This window comes from Ruegeria sp. D3 (genome assembly GCF_056534465.1).
In genome coordinates this window covers 162429-177039 of the sequence record NZ_JBQFPK010000006.1, presented here as the reverse complement: position 1 = coordinate 177039, position 14611 = coordinate 162429, and the positions used below count along the sequence as shown (strand labels likewise).

General features: G+C 56.9%; 15 protein-coding genes. 4 read left to right on the top strand and 11 right to left on the bottom strand.

Annotated features, from left to right (window positions below; genetic code table 11):
• Positions 1-12: 12 nt before the first annotated feature.
• The 8 genes from ACR0DX_RS10940 to ACR0DX_RS10905 form a co-directional block, all read right to left on the bottom strand.
• Positions 13-834, bottom strand: a complete 822-nt coding sequence (locus ACR0DX_RS10940; protein WP_170355214.1) for a RibD family protein — start codon at positions 832-834, stop codon at positions 13-15.
• Positions 835-870: 36 nt separating this feature from the next.
• Entirely contained in the window at positions 871-1650 is a 780-nt protein-coding gene (locus tag ACR0DX_RS10935) for a class I SAM-dependent methyltransferase (RefSeq protein WP_170355213.1), read from the bottom strand.
• Positions 1634-2029: a 6-pyruvoyl trahydropterin synthase family protein gene (locus ACR0DX_RS10930; protein ID WP_170355212.1), complete on the bottom strand. Its 396-nt coding sequence runs from the start codon at positions 2027-2029 to the stop codon at positions 1634-1636. The genes ACR0DX_RS10935 and ACR0DX_RS10930 overlap by 17 nt, the downstream gene beginning before the upstream one ends.
• Before the next feature lie 12 nt (positions 2030-2041).
• The gene (locus ACR0DX_RS10925; RefSeq protein ID WP_480846115.1) at positions 2042-3115 is read right to left on the bottom strand and encodes a glycosyltransferase family 4 protein; all 1074 of its coding nucleotides are present in this window, start codon (positions 3113-3115) and stop codon (positions 2042-2044) included.
• Complete coding sequence (locus ACR0DX_RS10920) at positions 3112-4014, bottom strand: lysylphosphatidylglycerol synthase transmembrane domain-containing protein (protein ID WP_170355211.1); 903 nt, start codon at positions 4012-4014, stop codon at positions 3112-3114. The genes ACR0DX_RS10925 and ACR0DX_RS10920 overlap by 4 nt, the downstream gene beginning before the upstream one ends.
• Positions 4011-5546 (bottom strand): sulfatase-like hydrolase/transferase, encoded by a 1536-nt coding sequence (locus tag ACR0DX_RS10915; RefSeq protein WP_480846112.1) that lies wholly within the window; start codon positions 5544-5546, stop codon positions 4011-4013. Before ACR0DX_RS10915 ends, ACR0DX_RS10920 begins: the two co-directional genes overlap by 4 nt.
• 74 nt (positions 5547-5620) lie before the next feature.
• A complete protein-coding gene (locus ACR0DX_RS10910) occupies positions 5621-6241 on the bottom strand; it encodes a CDP-alcohol phosphatidyltransferase family protein (protein ID WP_480846110.1) in 621 nt (206 codons plus the stop codon).
• Positions 6242-6442: 201 nt separating this feature from the next.
• The gene (locus ACR0DX_RS10905) at positions 6443-7177 is read right to left on the bottom strand and encodes an endonuclease/exonuclease/phosphatase family protein (RefSeq protein WP_170355209.1); all 735 of its coding nucleotides are present in this window, start codon (positions 7175-7177) and stop codon (positions 6443-6445) included.
• An 85-nt stretch (positions 7178-7262) separates the two neighbouring features.
• Between ACR0DX_RS10905 and ACR0DX_RS10900 the strand changes: the two genes are divergently transcribed.
• Both ACR0DX_RS10900 and ACR0DX_RS10895 read left to right on the top strand, forming a co-directional pair.
• Positions 7263-7844: a YceI family protein gene (locus ACR0DX_RS10900; protein WP_170355208.1), complete on the top strand. Its 582-nt coding sequence runs from the start codon at positions 7263-7265 to the stop codon at positions 7842-7844.
• A gap of 165 nt (positions 7845-8009) precedes the next feature.
• Positions 8010-8852, top strand: coding sequence for a cytochrome P460 family protein (locus tag ACR0DX_RS10895; protein WP_170355207.1), 843 nt, complete (start codon positions 8010-8012; stop codon positions 8850-8852).
• An 80-nt stretch (positions 8853-8932) separates the two neighbouring features.
• On the opposite strand, the gene ACR0DX_RS10890 is transcribed toward ACR0DX_RS10895, so the two are convergent.
• From ACR0DX_RS10890 to ACR0DX_RS10880, 3 genes are all read right to left on the bottom strand, one after another.
• Positions 8933-11092, bottom strand: coding sequence for a Tex family protein (locus ACR0DX_RS10890; protein WP_170355206.1), 2160 nt, complete (start codon positions 11090-11092; stop codon positions 8933-8935).
• A gap of 65 nt (positions 11093-11157) precedes the next feature.
• Positions 11158-12180: an Ldh family oxidoreductase gene (locus ACR0DX_RS10885; protein WP_170527619.1), complete on the bottom strand. Its 1023-nt coding sequence runs from the start codon at positions 12178-12180 to the stop codon at positions 11158-11160.
• Positions 12181-12255: 75 nt separating this feature from the next.
• A complete protein-coding gene (locus ACR0DX_RS10880) occupies positions 12256-13203 on the bottom strand; it encodes a c-type cytochrome (protein ID WP_170355204.1) in 948 nt (315 codons plus the stop codon).
• An 84-nt stretch (positions 13204-13287) separates the two neighbouring features.
• Between ACR0DX_RS10880 and ACR0DX_RS10875 the strand changes: the two genes are divergently transcribed.
• Together ACR0DX_RS10875 and ACR0DX_RS10870 are read left to right on the top strand one after the other, a co-directional pair.
• Positions 13288-13824, top strand: a complete 537-nt coding sequence (locus tag ACR0DX_RS10875; RefSeq protein WP_170355203.1) for an RNA polymerase sigma factor — start codon at positions 13288-13290, stop codon at positions 13822-13824.
• A complete protein-coding gene (locus tag ACR0DX_RS10870; RefSeq protein WP_170355202.1) occupies positions 13821-14567 on the top strand; it encodes a hypothetical protein in 747 nt (248 codons plus the stop codon). Before ACR0DX_RS10875 ends, ACR0DX_RS10870 begins: the two co-directional genes overlap by 4 nt.
• Positions 14568-14611: the final 44 nt, after the last annotated feature.

The window sequence follows — 14611 nt, the reverse complement described above, 5'->3', positions numbered from 1 at the left end:
AACTTATTCGCGTTAGGACGCATGAGCAGCGGTCCGGCAGGGTAAGGGGTAGGTAGCCACTTGTTCATGTCGAGGTTCCAGTGTGCAGTCAAACAGCACGTCTGTACCCAAACCATAGACGTCCGTCTTAGGCCGAAGGGCCTGCGCCAGGCTAGCGACCGGTGATGTGGTCAGCCCTTGTGGTCCGGCCCCAATCAATAGGGGTGCAACCGCGACATGCAGCCGGGTCAGCAGCCCTGCTTCAAGAAACTGAGCAATCGTGATGCCGCCACCTTCGATCAAGACGCGTTTCAATCCACGCTGACGCAAGGCGCTCAGGATTTGTGCCGGCGAAATCCAATGGGTGCGGGGCAACTTGACCACTTCGATATGGTCAGGACGCGGTGCATCTACCGATTGGATGACTATGCACCGGGCGTTCATGTCCTGCATCAGACCGATATCGTTTGGCATCCTCCCGTTTGGGTCAATGATCACGCGGACCGGATTTTGACCTTTTACGAGGCGAACGGTGAGGCGTGGGTTGTCATGCAGTGCAGTTTTAACGCCGATCACAACCGCATCCGACAAAGCCCGTAGACGGTGTAAATGTACCAGCCCTTCACGACCAGAGATGTCTTTGGCATCGCCCGAAACAGTTGCAATCCGTCCGTCCAGTGATTGCCCGATCTGCCCGATCACCTGACCCGAGGGGTTCGGCTGTGCTAACGCTCCATAGACAGAGATGGCCCGCTTTTCGCCTTCCGTCCAATCCGGATCGCACAGACAACCATGACCCGCTCGAACGGCAAGAATGCGGTCCCAAACCCTGGGTGTTACGTCAATGTCGTGCATTGGTTTCTCCGCATTCTGTATAGAGTTGAGCGACTGTCATCGCGGTACCGATAAGTGGTCAGTGTGCCCAATCGTCCCAAGCGTTTCCGCGACCGCGCCCCGCCTGTCTATTCCCCAATCGAGGGCGTGTTTCTCGCCCGCCTCGTGGGCTGCCTGCGCGATTCCGTCTAAAACTGCGTCATGCAGTTGGGTCTCTTGCGGCCCCAACCGCCACGGGCTTTGTGCGGAAGCAACAGTGTAGCCCACTATTTCGCTCAATTCCGCAAACCGTGACCCGGATAACGGCCCCAGCGCTGGTCCCAAACCTTTGTCGTTCGTCTGGTGCCAGTTGAACGCCCGAGTGACGACACAGTCACGTTCGTCGTTGGGCGTCCAGCTCATTTGGCCATCGTAGTTCAGGGCCGTGTAGATTGGTATGCCCGCTTCGGCTGCACGGAGGATCAGAGCATTGATCCAGCTTTCGGGCATAAGATCGAACAAGGCCGAAGCCGTGATCAGGCCGACGTCCCCGAGCGGCAGATTTTTTACGTCACCGAGATTGCCGACGACGCATTCGGCTTCGGGATGGCGATCACTTGCAATACGCAACAGGGTCGCGTCGTTGTCGAAAAACCGCCAACGCATCTTGGTGAACCCTGCTTGAACAAATGCCCGGGCCGTTGATCCGGTACCACTGCCCAGATCCAGTACAATGGACCCATCTTGAACGCAGCTTGCGGCACTAGCGAGCAGTTTTGGATCGCGGGCCCAGTGATCGGCTGGTTCCCGAAGATTCAGCCAATCCGGTTCAAAGCTGGTTTCAGATGTCTGCTTCATACCACCCACGCGCCACATGGCTTTCGTGCAGCTGCACCCGAATGCGTTTGACGCGGCCATTGTCGCCCAATCCGCTGGTTTTTGCGACCGCCTTGAGTTGATCCCAAATGTGATAGCAAAGAAACTCGGTCGTTGTGATCTTGCCCTTGAACGCGGGGACTTCGTCCAGATTTGCGTAGCGCAGCGGGGCAAGCGTGTTGGCCAGAGCCTCGGTGGCCAAGCCGATATCAACGACCAGACCGTTTTCATCCAGATCTTCGGTATAAAACGCCGCATCCACAACGAAGGTCGCGCCGTGCATCCCTTGCGCGGGGCCAAAAACAGGAGAGGGTAGGGAATGCGCGATCATTACATGGTCGCGGACTTCAACAGCAAACATAGGCAGTCCAGTTCATTTCGTGGGTCCAAAGGGGAAAGGCGGCGCAAGTGGCTCGGCCACCCGTTTGATGACATCGGCGAAATGCCGGGTTGTGTCGTGCCAGCTCGGCAACCCTGCCGACTGTTCCAGTGAAGCATGCGCAGCTTTCGCCAACTGATCCGGGTCTTCCAGCAGGGTGCGCAATTCGGCTGCAAAGGCATCCGGTTGATCGGCGGGCACAAGACGCCCGGCATAGCCAACCGTTTCGGGGACCGCGCCGACTGCGCAGGAAACAACCGGCAGACCGTGCAGCATCGCCTCGCTCAGGACCATGCCGTAGCCTTCGTATCGTGTGGCCAGAGCGAACATACTTGCGCGTCGGTATGCATCCTCGATGGCGGCACCATCGACCTCGCCCCTTAGTTGGATACGATTAGCTAACCCTGCATTCGAGATCTGTGATTGTAATTCTGCTGTATAGTTTGGGTCTTGCGGGCGGCCGATAATCTCCGCCTGCCAAGGCAGGTCGGCTATTTGGGCCAAAGCAGAGATCAGGACGTCGTGGCCCTTACGGGATGACAATAATCCAACGCTCAGGATCAGCGGTGGTGAAACAGGTGCCGAACCAGTCATGGGGCGCAGGAAGCCGGGGCTTGCCACAGTGATCCGATCAGGGGACACACCGAAATCGGCCCAAAGCGTCTCCCCGATATGGGTGCTGGTCACGATGACATGGGCGACATGTTCCAGCACTGCGGCCTCGTTGCGGATCAAATCCTGTGCGCGAGCGGGATCTGTTCCGGTTTCCAGCCCAAGCGGATGGTGGACAAGCGCGATCACAGGTGCGGGAATACTGGCGACACCTTCGGGTGGCATGGCGCCCAGAGCCAAACCGTCCACGATAACCGGGGTAGAGGCAGGAACGGCCCGCAGAGCATTCAGCGCAGTTTCCATGTCATGCGCGGGTGCATTCGGAAAACTGCCGGGCAGTTCCAGATGCGCAGTTGGGCAGCCGACTTGGTTCAACAAATCCAATACGGTCGCGTCATAGATGTAACCGCCGGTGCGCTGGTCTTTGTCTCCGGGTATCGCAAAAACGGCGTTCATGATGCGTTTTCCAAGGGATTTGTGTTCAACTCAGCTTCGGAGGGCATAAAAACAAAAGCAACCGCAGGAAGGGCGGCCAACAGCATCACAGCACCATAGCAGATACCCATCGCGATCCCAGCTTCGGGCGATGCTCCCAGTATGGGAAAAAGCGCGGCGGCGGCACCTTCTCTCCATCCCCAACCGGCGATCGACAACGGAACCAGCATGGCGCACAGGACCAAGGGCAGAACTGTCACGCTTGCCTCAATCGATAGTTCCGTTCCAGTAGCACGGGCGCATGCATAGAGGCCGAATATCAACAGAGCAGCAGCCGTCATGGCATGAGCCGAAATCTCTGGGCGGATCATCGACACAAGGCAGAATTTCGTAAAACGGGCTGTCTTTTGGGCCGACGCCAGCCAGATCAACACACCGAAAGTCAGGGCAATGCCAGCTCCCAGAACCCATCCTGTCCCGCTGGGCCATTCGATCCCGCCTAGCCACAATAAACTAACGGACAGACCGGCAACAAGGACCGCAAACAGAGCCACCTGACCCATGAGCCGCTCGGCCACGACGGATTGCGCGGCGCGTTTCAGGTCGCCATGGTGCCGTGTTCGGATTGCACGGCTGACATCGCCAACGACGCCACCGGGTAACAGGGAATTGGCGAGAAGGGCTAGATAATATTCCTTTAGCGCTGCGCGGTAAGTGATCTTCAGCTCCAACGCCCGCGCGGTTAGCTGCCATCGCCGTGCCATTGATAGGGTGCTGCAATTCAGGGCAAGGATTGCTATCACAATCCAGAACGGCTGAGCTTCGCGCAGTCTTTCCCAGACCTCTCCGGCCGCGCTCCACCACAAGACGACGCCCAACAGCGCGAGTGATCCGAACAGTCGGTACACGCGGCCGCTCATCTCGGTTCCCCCGCCAATTGCCCCGAAGATGTGAAGGCTAACAGGAAATCATCGCGAAACGTATCCATCCGACGCACCGGGCCATCCGCGGCGGGCGCTAGACCGTCAGTCCAGCCCCAGTGGTCAATCAAAGACAGAACATCTGTGGGGCCGATAACATGGATCGGGACATCGCGATTGTCACTGCCAGCCACAAAACCTGCGGCTTGATGATCTCCTGCGACAATAACCAGTGGTGCTTGCTTGCCCAGTTTTGCCACATGTGAAAATACCGCTTGTAAACTGTAATCTACCGCGCGGCGATAGGCGTCCCGCACATCATCGTGATCCTGCCATAACTCGCGCGCGGGGGGACCTTGCTCGGCCATCGGTGTGAAAACGGTTCCATCGCCCAGGTCCTGATCCCTGATCATCCGCGGGATCGGTGTCCATGGCGCGTGGGACGAGATCAGCGCCACTTGAATGAAATCAGGCCGTGGGTCGGGCGGTAGCAAATCCTGATAGGTCGCCAGAGTGAACTGATCAGGCATAGTCACCCAGCCAAAACGTTTTCCGCGATAAGGAATGTCCGCGGCTGCAAATATGTGATCGAACCCCATCACGGCGCTTTCGGGCCAGGCCAGCGTAATCGCAGGCATGATCGCCGCCGTGCGATAGCCGGCATCCCGCGCATAGTGGAACAACCACTTTCGATTGCTGACCAGCATTGCGTTGTAGCGCCCGTTATCCGACGTCCAAAGTCCGGTCGACAAGGCGCCATGTGCCAGCCAGCTTTCGCCACCTGCCGTGGGTGAGGTCAGCCAGCCGCTTTTGACGGACAATCCCGCTTGTGTAAGGGCTGTCTCGGCACTTTGCAGCGTCGGCAGGTGGGTGTCGGAATACAGTGGATTATCAAAGCTCGCGCGGCCATAGCTTTCAATCCAGATCAGTAGAACATCGCGGCCCGAAAGCCTATCCAGTAAACCTTGCGCCTGGCGCATCGGATCTGCCCGCGCCTCGCGACGGAACACAGACAGATCGTCAACGATTGCCTGCATCTCGGTCCCACGCTTGAACACAAGCCGGGATGTCCACGCCGTGCCCGGAGGGCTTTGATCAAAACGCCAATATTTAAGGTGATGCCCGGCGTCCGCCACGGCCCAGGATCCTGTGATCATTATGCCAAGCACCGCAGCCGTCTTCGCCCAAACGGGGGGTGACAGAGCCCCCCAGGCTTTCAACCCAAATCGCAGCAATACGAAATAGATGGCCACCAGCGCGCCGCCTGTCACAGCCATCGCTATGGCCAAGGGCCTGCCAACACTGTCTTGCAACAAGCCAAAACCTGCCTCGATCAAAAATGTATCGACGATTGGATTGAAGGTGCGGTTATACGCGGTGAACGTGGCGTAGTCAGCGAGTTTCATCAGGCTGGCTGCGATCAAAAGGGCCGCCAGAATTGACGCCACCCCAGGAATCCTTCCGAATGCGATCATGAACAAAAAGATCACGGGTAATTCCAGCGGCCAGCGATTCACCGCAGACCAATTCATTGTGCCGGGATGGTTCGGCAGGACCAAAGCGCAAAAGACCAAAAGAGCGCCGAGGACAAGTGCGAAAGATAACCTCATGAGTTGCGGCTCAGCAGCCAACGGATATCCACGCCAAATGAGTAACTCAGCGCGATTGACGCACTGATGGAAATCGGCGCGATCAGAAAGTGAGGTGCCAACGGGCAAATGAGGATCAAAAGTGCCGCGATCTGTACCACGCAGATGGTTTTGCGACGAAAGGATGGCCTAAGCTCTCCTTGCAGTCGGGGTATTGCCCAACCAGCAACAACAAAGGCATAGCGAGCAAAACCAAGGATCAGAACTTCGGCCTGTGTTGTTCCGGATAGCATCAGCCACAGCGCAAGCACTGCACCCAAGGCGGCATCGGTTTCCATGTCGAACCGCGCGCCAAAATCGGACTTCAGGCCAGAGCGACGGGCCAGCCAGCCGTCCAGGCCATCCATCGCAAATGCACTTGTTCCGATACAGAATATCACCCAGCCCGACACAGTGTCGGCGACAAAAAGCGTGCCGAAAAGGAAAGCCACAAGGGCCGCGCGCAGCAAGGTTACGGTATTGCAAAGGCCCAGCAACCTGTGAGGGTACGAAGTTGCCAACCCCAGCCCGGCAAGGGCTGAGGCCACGAAGAACGCAAGCAGAACCCAAAAAACGGTTGGCAGGGTTAACCATGCCAAGATTGTCAGCCCACACCCAATCAAACCTACCTGAAGCCAAAAGGAGGTCAGGGGCGACATCAGCCAGAGAGACTGGCGGTCGGTTGTCACGCGCTGTGACGCTTGGACTTTGGTTTGCGGTGTCATAATCTATTGTGATCTAGCGTAGATTTCCCTTTTGACTAATCTCTTAACAAATGCCGAGCGTCATTATTCAGGTGATCACGAAACCTTGACCGAAGCAATCAATGGTAAATGGTCTGACGCCATGCGCAGATTCGGCGTCGACATAGCCTGTGCATCAAAGACCCCATCAGGCCGATCAGTCATAATTCGGTCCAGAGGCAACAAAGGGCGGCGTGACGGAAAGGTCGCCCGCGCAGGTCCTGCAAGCTTTTGCCCAACAAGACGTCTGTGAAACATCAAACCACCCCACGGCCGCCATTCGTTCAAGTCACCCAGAAGAATTGTCTGCATCTTAGGACGGCGCCGCAAATATTGCCCGATGATACGCATTTGTATGACGCGCAAGGGTTGGAACAGCGATAAATGCGTTGAGAGGATTCGCATATCGACGCCGTCTCGCAGGGTCTCGACCACGACCGCGCCGCGGTGGCAATGCCCCGGAAGATCGACAACATCGCGGTGGGTTACCTCAAGAAGCGGATGAAGAAATAGAATGGTTCCCAGGAACCCGTCGCTTTGCGATCCCCATCGCATCGCATGCTGATCATGCTGGTAAACCAAGCCGGTGTCGGCCTGTATGCGGCGCATGTCTAAAATTCGCGCATGTGGCCGGCACTCGCCATCGGCCTCCTGCAAGGCTAAAACGTCCAGCCGAAGAGGGGCCAGATCAGCAGCGATGGTTCGATGGATACGATCGGGATCAACCCGCTTGTCCGCTCCCTTGGCGCGGTGAATGTTCCAAGTGGCACAAGTTAGACGGGTTAAGCGCATTTAGTTTACTTTGTCGGTGCAGGGCGCGGGCTATATGGTTGTTTGACTAACTTTATCTAGTTCGACAATCGTCAAGGGACCAGCCATGCGCAATATTGCTTTAAGCTTTCTGATCGCAACCTCTCCAATCGCAGCGGCCGCCGAAATGGCAAGCTACGAACTGGACCCCGAGCATACGACGGTGTTTTTTACCATTGAACACATTGGATATGCCGACACGCTGGGGATATTCGGCAATGTGCAGGGTATTTTCGACTATGACACCGAGACGCAGGAATTGGCGAATGTTGAGGTCGCGATCGACGCCAAAAGCGTCAACACCTTTAACAAGGCGCGTGACGGACACGTTAAAAACAAGGATTTTCTGCATGTCTCGGAATTCCCCGAAATCACCTTTGTCGCAGAGACCGGTACAGCCGCCACGGACAATGCGGGCACAGTGACCGGAGACCTGACGATATTGGGCGTGACCCAGCCGGTGACACTGAACGTGAAGTTGAACAAGGCTGAACCCTACCCATTTGGGCACAAACGGTTTGTGCTTGGGCTTTCGATAGAAGCCTCCATCAATCGCAGCGACTATGGCATGACTTACGCGGTCGAGAATGGCCTTGTGGGTGACCTTGTGAACATAAAAATCGAAACCGAAGCTATGCGGATCGAATGACCCGTTTCGGCCTGCACCAAGCTTAAAAATGGTCTCTTTTTTTTGTGCGCGTTTGTGAACGGTGCATCCATTGCGTGCGTAGTCCATGTGCCTAATGTCCTGACCACAGCAAGCATCGCCGTTTGTCACGTTTCGGGCGGCTGCCAGCCAGTGAAAGGACATTTGATGAAATCGTTGGTAAAAGCCGCACTAGGGGCCGCCATAGTTGGCACCTCGTTAGGGACCGTTGTGAATGCCGGAGATATCCAGGCTGGTAGTGAAACGGCCGCGCAATGCGCCGCCTGCCACGGTAGTGCTGGTATCAGTACGGCCGACAACTTCCCAAACCTTGCCGGTCAAAAAGAAGGCTACATCAAAAAGCAGTTGATGGCGTTCAAAACCAAGAGCCGCAAGGATGATTTGATGAACGCCATCGCAGCGAACCTGTCCGATGCAGAGATCGATAATCTGGCCGCTTATTTCGCCAGCCTGCCCGGGGGCGAAGCTGGGGCGGTTGCCAGCAATGACACGGGTCTTGACGGATCGTTGATGGCGTTCCCGAAGGATCATGAAACCACGTTCACCCGTTATCACCGCAAAGACTATGACGACCGTAAACAGGTTCGGTTCTTCAGCGGTAACGATTTGGCGCTTGAAGGGGTCAAGACCGGTCTGCCGTTCAAACCTGGTTCGTATTTCCTGGTCGAGATTTACGACGCTAAAAAAGACGCTGATGGTAATCTGCTAAAGGACGCTGAGGGTAAATTGATTGCTGGCGAGCGTAGGCTCTTTACGGCAATGGAAAAGCGCGACGGTTGGGGGGATGATGTCCCTGAAATCTATAAGAATGACGATTGGCGTTATTCGGTCTTTGAGGTCGACGGCTCGAACAAGGCTGGTGTGAACGAAGCTCCGTGCATGGCCTGCCACAAGCCGCTGACCGAGGATGACTACGCGTTTACCGTTGACTGGGTCGAAGACTTCCACGCGTCACAAACGGCTGGCTATTCGCACAAGATCGTTGAGTAACAGGGCAATCGCCTCACTGTAGATTTCTGAAAACCCCGGTTGAATTGCCGGGGTTTTTTGCTTGTGCAAGGCGCCCAAGGCTATCCCTTTTTCTTGCGCATGCTCAAACCAATGCGTTTGCGCTTGGTATCCACATCGACGACGGTCACTTTGACAATCTGGCCGGTTTTGACCACGTCATGGGGATTTTTGACAAACCTGTCGGCCAACTGGCTGACATGCACCAGGCCGTCCTGATGAACACCGATATCAACAAACGCGCCGAAGGCGGCGACGTTGGTCACGGTGCCTTCCAGAACCATTCCGGGCTTTAGATCGGAAATCTCCTCGACACCTTCGCGGAAAGTCGCTGTTACAAAACTTGGACGCGGGTCGCGCCCGGGTTTTTCAAGCTCGGCAAAGATGTCTTGGACAGTCGGAAGGCCAAATCTGGCATCGACGAATTGCTGCGGTTTCAGCCGTTTCAGGGCCTGTTCATTCCCCATAATCTGCCGAATGTCTCGACCGCAGGCAGAAACGATGCGCCGGGCTACGTCGTAGGCTTCGGGATGCACCGAGGATGCATCCAGGGGCTCTTTGCCGTCCCGGATGCGCAGAAACCCTGCGGATTGTTCATAGGCGCGTGGTCCCAACCGCGCGACGTCCAAAAGTTCGGACCGCGTGGCGAACGGGCCGTTGATGTCTCGATGTGACACAATGGCTTCGGCAAGGCCAGGCCCCAGGCCCGAGACGTGCGAAAGGAGCGGGGCAGAGGCGGTATTCAGGTCCACCCCGACGGCGTTCACGACATCTTCGACGGCGGATGCCAGCGACTGCGATAACCGGTGCTGATCCACATCGTGCTGATATTGGCCCACTCCGATTGATTTGGGTTCGATCTTGACCAGCTCGGCCAACGGATCTTGCAGGCGCCGTGCGATTGAAACAGCGCCGCGCAGAGAAACATCCAGATCGGGAAACTCACGCGCCGCGAGTTCCGATGCCGAGTATACCGAAGCGCCTGCCTCGGAAACCACCACCTTGGTGGGCGCTTTCACTGACTTGGGCAGCAGTTTCAACGTGTCGGCGACAATCTTCTCAGTTTCGCGGCTTGCTGTGCCGTTGCCGATCGCGATCAACTCGATCTGATGCGCTTCGATCAAAGCCAGAATGCTTGTCTGCGTGGCCTTCAGTTCGTTTTTCGGTTGAAACGGATACAGCGTGGTGGTGGCGATGACTTTGCCGGTTGGGTCGACAACAGCCGCCTTCACACCAGTACGAATGCCCGGGTCCAATCCCAGCGTTGCCTTGGCACCTGCTGGTGCGGAAAACAGCAAATCCTTGAGGTTATTCGAGAACACTTGAATTGCGTCATCCTGCGCCCTGCTGCGCAGATCGGCCATCAATTCAACCATAAGGGACAGGGACAGTTTAACCCGCCACGTCCAACCCGCCACCTTGCGAAGCCAGACGTCTCCGGGTGCATCGCTGCGCGTCTGCAAACACGCAGCAACGATGGCCTCGGCGCGCGCCACTCCTGTCTCGGGTTCAGGCGCGATATCAAGTGTAACAATACCATCCTTGGACGCGCGCAGCATCGCCAACGCCCGATGAGAGGGCGTATTCGCCCAAAGCTCGACATGCTCAAAATAGTCGCTGAACTTGGCACCCTCCATTTGTTTGCCGTCGATGACTTTGGACGTCAGATACGCTTCGCGTTGCATGAAGCCGCGTAAATCGCCAAGCAAGCTCGCATCCTCGGTCAATCGCTCGGCGATGATGTCACGCGCGCCGTTCAGGGCATCTTTGGTGGTGGGCACCCCTTCGGTTACATAGCGCTCGGCCAGTGCCTCAGGATTGGCCGAGCGGTTTGTCAGGATCGCATCGGCCAGCGGCTCCAACCCGTTTTCGCGCGCGATCATGGCTTTGGTGCGGCGCTTGGGCTTGTAAGGCAGGTAGATGTCTTCCAGCTGCGCCTTTGTGTCCGCCCGAGTAATGGACTTGACCAGATCGTCGGTCAGTTTGCCCTGATCCTTAATCGAGCCCAGAATCGTTTCGCGCCGCGCTTCAAGTTCGCGCAGATAGGTCAGCCGGTCAGACAGCGTGCGCAGTTGAGTGTCGTCCAACCCACCCGTCGCTTCTTTGCGGTACCGCGCGACAAAGGGAACGGTGGCCCCTTCGTCCAGCAATTTCACCGCAGCACCGACCTGTTCGGAGCGGGCGCTGATCTCTGTGGCGATGGTGCGGGCGATGCGGTCCAAGGGGGCCTCCTGAATATTATCCGGAGGACCTACTTAGCCAGCCATATGCCGAAGGGAAAGAGGCCTTACACCTGAGCGGCTAGCGCCTGCAAATCGTCGTGCAGCGTTTTGGCAATTTCGACGTAACCACGTTCAGTGTTGCGGGCCCTTGCGGCAAAGCGCCTTTGCGAGGGCAGGCGTGCGCCCTGACCGATGATATCGGCGAACAAACGCTCGGCGCGGGTATCATTTGCGGCCAAACGGCCGCCGCTGAACTGGGCCGGATCAAAAGCAAGAATGATCTCGCCGTGATAGGGCGCGCCGCCCGCGCCTTCGGCGTATTCCATGCTTTCAAGGCTGGTCAAATCGTCGATCAAAGGGCCTGCCATCAGCTCGATCATGATCGACAGGGCCGAGCCCTTATAGCCGCCAAAGGTCAGCATTGCGCCCTCCATCGCCGCCTTTGGATCGGTCGTGGGTTGGCCGTCCTTGTCGATGGCCACACCCTCGGGCAGGGGCTTGCCCGCGCGTCGATAGAGTTCAATTTCACCGCGGGCGAAGGCACTGGTGGCAAAGTCGAATGTAAACGGGTCTTGCCCCTGACGCGGCCAACTGAAGGCCAGCGGGTTGGTGCCGAGGCTACCGCGCGTGCCCCCCGCAGGGGCGACCCAGGAATGGCTGGGCACCATCGCCATCGCGGCCAGGCCAACTGCAGACAAGCGCTCGACCTCGGGCCAGAGCGCCGAGAAGTGAAAGCAGCGGTTGATCGCCATGGCGGCAATGCCGTGGGTTCGCGTCTTCTCGATCAGTACCGGCAGCGCCTGTTCGAAGGCCAGCAAGGACATGCCGCCCTGCGCATCCACCCGAATGATGGCATTGTCAGAATGTTCCAACACCGGCGCGACACGCCCATCGATCTTGCCCGCTTTCATGGTGTCGTTGCACATGAACAGGCGGAACAACCCGTGAGACTGGCAATCGTCGATTTGACAGGTCGCAAGCATCCCTGCAATTGCGTTAGCGTGGTCCGTTCCAAAACCGGATTTCGTCAAGATGTTGAGGCTAAGGGCCTTAATCTCGTCCAGTTCCAGTTTGACCGTCTCGTTCATGCCCCGCCCCTGCGCTGTCATTTGGTTATGACAGGCATAGCGCGGCGGGGCAGGTGAGGGAAACGGTTTTGAGCCTTAGCTCTGCGCCTCGTCCTGCAAATAGGCAATCACGTTGGTGATATCTTCCTCTTTCTTCAGGCCGGGGAACTGCATTTTGTTGCCGGGCAGGGCGCCTTTGGGGTCAGCCAAAAAGGCAGCCAGAGTTTCAGGGTTCCAGACCAGCCCTGAAGCCTTCAGAGCATCCGAGTATTTGAACCCTTCCGCTTGTGCTGCTTGTGCACCGACGATTCCGTACAATGACGGTCCAACGCCATTCTTGCCTTCTTTGATTTGATGGCAGGCTTTGCATTTGCGGTAGACTTTCTTACCGGCTTTAATGTCGCCTTCCACCGCAGCGACGGCGACAGGGGTTGCAGCGGCAGCGGGTGTTGCCTCGGCTTTGTTTTCATCCATGTTGAAGAACAAGCGCGCAGTGACCGGTACGGTGCGGGTGATGCCGGGCAGGCTGGCCAGTTCCATCAGCTTGTCGACACCTGTATTCACGCCTGCGTCTTCGGTGCTGATAAACACCATGTCATTGGTCGACACCATAACTGACGTCTCGGATACGCGGACAACGAACATTTCTGCGTCGAATTCCACGTCTGTCCCCACCAGAGTAAGTACTGCTTCGACGTCAATTACCGCGGTTTCGCCCACTCCAAGCGCCTTGACCTCGGCCATGTCGAACTCGGCCTTAAGGGCGGCAGTGCCCGCTTTGCGGAAGACGTGCTCGATCATCCGCTCGTTACGGATGTCGATATTCGTTTCGACCGACGACAGATCGATTTCGATCTCGGCCTTGCCATCTGGACCCACGTGACCGGATAGGTTGGTGAAGGAATTGACCTCGCCCACGGTATCTTTCTTGATGGTACCATACGCCAAATGAGAGTTTTCAGGCGACAGGGTCCAATGCTCGGCCAATACTGGCGTTGCAACAATTGCCGACGCAATCGTGACTGCTTTCAACAGAAGTTTCATTTCTTTCCTCCACGGGTTATGTCAATTCTGACCAGGCGGGCCAGGCTCGTGAATGTCAAACACACACAGGTCACTATTTATTCAATGGTTGGTGCAATTAGTTCCGAACAAGCCGTACGCGGCGCGATACAGACGCATTCAAAACGCGTCTGGCGGTTTGGGCTGGCCTTGTCCGGCGCCTCCGACGTAGCCGACGATTTATTGCAATCCACTTGCCTTCGCGCGCTCGAGCGCCATCATCAAGTGACATCACATGACCGGTTGGACAGTTGGCTGATGACGATCTGCCGCTCGATCTGGCTGAATGAAGTCCGGGCGCGCTCGGTTCGAAAGGCGCAGGCGCTGTCGGTCACACCCGAAGCAGAATTAATTTCGCCTGAAGCTGACTCGGAAACGAATATTTTCGCAGCTGAGGTGTTTACTCAAGTGATGCACCTGCCAGAAGCGCAGCGGGAAACGGTCATGCTTGTGTTCGTTGAGGGCTATAGCTACCGCGAAGCGGCTGCGATGCTGGATGTGCCGATTGGAACCATTATGAGCCGGTTGTCTAACGCCCGGCAGAAACTTAAAACCGTGATGCAGCTAAGTGCTGCAGACGCCGTTCGACGGAGTGGCAAATGAAGTTTTCCGATGAGACGCTGATAGCGTATCTGGAAGGCACAGTGGATGACGACCAGGCAACCGCGATTGAACACGCGGTCCAGGACGACCCTGAGCTCGAGGCGCGCCTTATGGCGCTGGACCCGTTCGCACCTATGGTGCAGGCGGTATTTGAAAAGGTGCCCGCCGAGGCGCCGAAAGTTGAGCTGCCAGAGCCGCAGCCGGTGGAATCTTCGCATTCTTCAGGCGGACCGTGGCGCCTGATGGCCGTTGCGGCTTCGGTGGCAGTTGTCGCTGTGTCAGCAACGTTCTGGACAACCCGGCCTGAACCTCTGGGTTGGGCGCAGCAGGCGGCGATCTATCAGTCGCTTTATGTACCAGACACGATTGCGTCGCTGGACAACTCGGAACAGGCGCTGAAAATGCAGTTCGATTTGGCAGAGGCAGAGCTGGGACGGTCCTTGAACCGCGAAACGCTTGAAGCTTTGCCAGGAATGGAACTGAAACGCGCGCAGGTTTTGTCATTCAATGGCAAACCGCTGGTTCAGGTGGTATTTGCCGACGAACAAGGCCAACCATTCGCCTTTTGTATCATCCGACAAGGTGAGGGTGCCCCCAGTAAGGACGTCAATCTTGCCGAGCTTAGCGGTCTGGCAACGGCGACATGGTCCGAAGGTGGCTATGGTTATATGCTGATTGGCAGCAATCCGCAGACACCTCTGGAAGGGCAGCTGGATATTTTGACCGCAAGTTTCGCCAGCTGATCCATCCGCTGCAGAAACGCCTTGTGAACTGGTGGAAATACCCG